The following is a 2,712-nucleotide window of genomic DNA, read 5'->3' as shown; positions in this document are numbered from 1 at the left end:
GTCCAGCGAGGGCGGCTCGTCCTACGGCTCCGAGGGCCAGAGCGAGGGTGGCCAGTCCGAGGGCGGCTTCGGCGGCTGCGAGCAGCAGTCCGAGGGTTCGTCCTTCGGCTCCGAGGGCGGCCAGTCCGAGGGCCAGTCCGAGGGTGGCTTCGGCGGCGGCGAGCAGCAGCAGTCCGAGGGCGGCTTCGGCGGCTCCGAGGGCGGCCAGAGCGAGGGTGGCTTCGGCGGCGGCGAGCAGCAGCAGTCCGAGGGCGGCTTCGGCGGCTCCGAGGGCGGCCAGTCCGAGGAGGGCGGCTTCGGCGGCGGCGAGCAGCAGCAGCAGTCCAACCAGTTCGGCGGCGAGGAGCAGCAGTCCGAGGGTTCCTACGGCGAGCAGCCCAACGAGGGCGGCGAGCAGGGCCAGTCGCAGTACTGATTCAGCTCCGCTGATCACAACGATCGAGCGCCGGGTCCCCGAGGGACCCGGCGCTCGGCGCTTCTCACAAGACGATCAGGAGCGGTACGCCACCCACCCGTCGATCATGCGCTGCACCTGACCCGGCGTGAACTCGTCCATGCACGCGTCCTCGGTGTAGTCCATGAAGTTGTGGATCGGGTCGACCCCCGGGGCCGTGCAGGTGTCGGACCCCTCCGGGCAGCCGAAGGCGGGCGCTGCCTCGGCCGGGGTGTCGGCGACCCGGTCGCCCTGCCCCTTACAGCCACCCTGGAAGGTGTGGTAGAGGTGCAGCCAGTGGCCGACCTCGTGCGTGGCCGTGTCGCCCTCGTCGTACGGCGCCGCCGACCCACCGGGCAGCGACTCCCCGAGGATGACGACACCGTCCTGGGACCCGATGTTCTTGGTCGGGAAGGTCGCCCAGCCGAGCAGACCGTCGTCGATCTCGCCGATGTAGATGTTGAGCGCGTTGTCGCCGCCCTGGCGCAGCGTCGACTTCATGTCCCGCTCACCGGTCGATCCGGAGATGATCGGATACCAGGCCGGGTTGATCGTGGCCTCCTGGCCGGCCACCTCGAAGGAGAACGGCGTGCCAGCGTAGGCGGCGTTGAGCACGTCGATCTGGGCGTCGATGTTCGCCTGCGGGACGGCGCCGGTGGAGGCGTCCTCCTGGATGACGTGGACGTAGGTCGGGATGGTCGTGGGGCCGAGGTCGGCGCCACCACCCTTCTTCTCCCCCTTCGCGGCCAGCGCGCCGGTCAGCGCCTTCTCCTTGGCGCTCGCCTGCGCCTTGGTCAGATGGTTGGTGTCATGGACCTGCTTGGTTCCGTCGGCGACACGGGCGGCTCCGACCTCGTGCGGGTCGAAGCAGGCGTCGCCCGCTCCGCCCGCCTGGACCGCGGTTGCGGGGGCTGCGGCTGCCAGGCCAGATGCCACGAGCACACCGAGTGCGCCCATCGCCGCCGCTCTGTTGACCAGCTTGGGAATCGACATGGGGGTATCCCTTCCTGAGACAAAGTTGCCTCAGGCTAGGGCAGAAATACCCTCAGGGGGAACGGTAGTCCAAAGAATTTGCTGTTCGCCCCGGGCTCCGCCGGATGATCATCCACACGCCGGCGCAGCCGGCAGGGGCGGCGGCGCGCCGATCGAGGGCATGCCCAGCCCGACCGACGGTGCCTCGGGCTCGGACCGGCCCTGACGCGCCTCCCAGGCATCGCCGGAACGAGTGCGACGCACCTCGAGCACGGGGTTGTCGGCAACCAGGTGGTGCGGGGCCGCGTAGGTGATCTCGACCTTCACCATGTCGCCAGGACGGATCTCGACAGGCTCGATCCCCGGCGAGAGCTGGGCGTTGAAGTGCACCAGTCGGCTGTCAGGAGCACGGCCGGAGAGGCGATGGGTCTCGGCGTCCTTGCGGCCCTCGCCCTCGGCGACCATGAGCTCCAACGTACGTCCCACGTTCTTCTTGTTCTCCTCCCAAGCGACCTCGTTGACGAGGTCGACGAGCCGCTGGTAGCGGTCCTTGACGACCTCGGGCGAGATCTGGTCGGGGAGGTCGGCGGCGGGAGTGCCCGGCCGTTTGGAGTACTGGAACGTGAAGGCGGAGGAGAAGCGCGACTCGCGAACCACGTCGAGGGTCCCCTGGAAGTCCTCCTCGGTCTCCCCCGGGAACCCGACGATGATGTCGGTGGTGATCGCGGCCTCCGGGATGGCGGCGCGGACCCGCTCGATGATGCCGAGGAACTTCGTGGACCGGTAGGAGCGGCGCATCGCCTTCAGCACCCGGTCGGAGCCGGACTGCAGCGGCATGTGCAGCGACGGCATCACGTTGGGCGTCTCGGCCATCGCCTCGATGACGTCGTCGGTGAACTCGGCCGGGTGGGGCGAGGTGAACCGGACCCGCTCGAGCCCCTCGATGTCACCGCACGCGCGCAGCAGCTTGGAGAAGGCCTGCCGGTCGCCGAACTCCACGCCGTAGGCGTTGACGTTCTGCCCCAGCAGGGTCACCTCGGTGACGCCCTCGGCGACCAGCGCCTCGATCTCGGCGAGGATCTCGCCCGGGCGCCGGTCCTTCTCCTTGCCGCGCAGCGCGGGCACGATGCAGAAGGTGCAGGTGTTGTTGCAGCCGACGCTCACCGACACCCAGGCGGCGTACGCCGACTCGCGCTTGGTCGGCAGCGTGGAGGGGAAGACCTCGAGCGACTCGAGGATCTCGACCTGCGCCTCCTCCTGAACCCGGGCACGCTCGAGGAGCACCGGGAGCGAGCCGATGTTGTGCG

The 2,712-nt window shown here is 69.7% G+C and carries 3 protein-coding genes; 1 reads left to right on the top strand and 2 read right to left on the bottom strand.

The features are described from left to right. Nucleotides 1–415: hypothetical protein (locus ACRDPS_RS00565; protein ID WP_431499668.1), on the top strand; the 415-nt coding region annotated here is incomplete at its 5' end. A 75-nt stretch (nucleotides 416–490) separates the two neighbouring features. Here the strand turns inward: ACRDPS_RS00565 and ACRDPS_RS00560 are convergent. Both ACRDPS_RS00560 and ACRDPS_RS00555 read right to left on the bottom strand, forming a co-directional pair. Beyond that, nucleotides 491–1,426 carry a zinc metalloprotease gene (locus ACRDPS_RS00560; RefSeq protein ID WP_431499667.1) on the bottom strand — a complete coding sequence of 312 codons (936 nt, stop codon included), beginning with the start codon at nucleotides 1,424–1,426 and terminating at the stop codon, nucleotides 491–493. Nucleotides 1,427–1,534: 108 nt separating this feature from the next. After that, nucleotides 1,535–2,712 (bottom strand): MiaB/RimO family radical SAM methylthiotransferase (locus tag ACRDPS_RS00555; RefSeq protein WP_431499666.1); only part of this gene is annotated, 1,178 nt, incomplete at its 5' end.

It is taken from the genome of Nocardioides sp. (assembly GCF_050699375.1).
Lineage (GTDB): Bacteria > Actinomycetota > Actinomycetes > Propionibacteriales > Nocardioidaceae > Nocardioides.
The sequence above is the reverse complement of the archived record's forward strand: the minus strand, read 5'-3'. Positions and strand labels throughout refer to the sequence as shown.

Coding starts and splice junctions, on each gene's coding strand:
- ACRDPS_RS00560 (WP_431499667.1), bottom strand. CDS start 1,426: ATGTCGATTCCCAAGCTGGTCAACAGAGCGGCGGCGATGGGCGCACTC.